This is a genomic window from Pseudomonas rhodesiae, from assembly GCF_007858255.1.
In the GTDB taxonomy this organism is placed as follows: domain Bacteria; phylum Pseudomonadota; class Gammaproteobacteria; order Pseudomonadales; family Pseudomonadaceae; genus Aquipseudomonas; species Aquipseudomonas rhodesiae.
Genome location: NZ_VFEU01000078.1, coordinates 1 through 736 on the forward strand (window position 1 = coordinate 1; position 736 = coordinate 736).

Genomic DNA, 736 nt, shown 5'->3' on the forward strand with positions numbered 1-736 from the left:
GCCGAGCTGAAACGGGTGACGGAGGAGCGAGACATCTTAAAAAAGGCCGCCGCGTACTTTGCCAAGGAGTGCGGCTGAAGTACGCCTTTATTAAGCAGCAAGCGGGTCATTACGCGATTCGACGGCTTTGCCTGACGCTCAAGGTTCATCCCAGCGGCTACTACGCGTGGCTATCAGAACCAAAATCTGCGCGAGCCAAGGACGATCAGCGACTGCTTGGATTGATCAAACACTCCTGGTTGGAAAGCGGTGGTGTTTATGGCTATCGCAAGATCCATGATGACCTGCGAGAGGTTGGTGAGAGCTGTGGCCGTCACCGGGTGGCTAGGTTGATGCGCCTTGAAGGTTTACGTTCTCAGACTGGGTATCGACGGAGGCCTGGAAAATATGGCGGTAAGCCAGCCGTTGCCTCACCGAACTTACTGAAGCGCCAATTCGATGTCAGAGAACCCAACAAAGTTTGGGTCACAGACATTACCTACATCCGAACATATGAAGGCTGGCTGTATTTGGCCGTGGTGCTCGATCTGTTTTCACGCCAGATCATTGGTTGGTCAATGAAGTCGCAGATGACCAGCGACGTAGCCATTGATGCACTGCTGATGGCGGTTTGGAGACGTAAGCCGAAGCAAGAGGTGATGATCCACTCGGATCAAGGCAGTCAGTACAGCAGCTCAGACTGGCGAAGCTTCTTGAAAGCTAACAACCTGGTAGCCAGCATGAGTCGTCGAGGTAA

The 736-nt window shown here is 53.1% G+C and carries 1 pseudogene; it reads left to right on the forward strand.

Annotated features, from left to right (window positions below):
* A pseudogene (locus FIV35_RS29495) lies at positions 1–736 on the forward strand (IS3 family transposase); the annotation flags it as partial.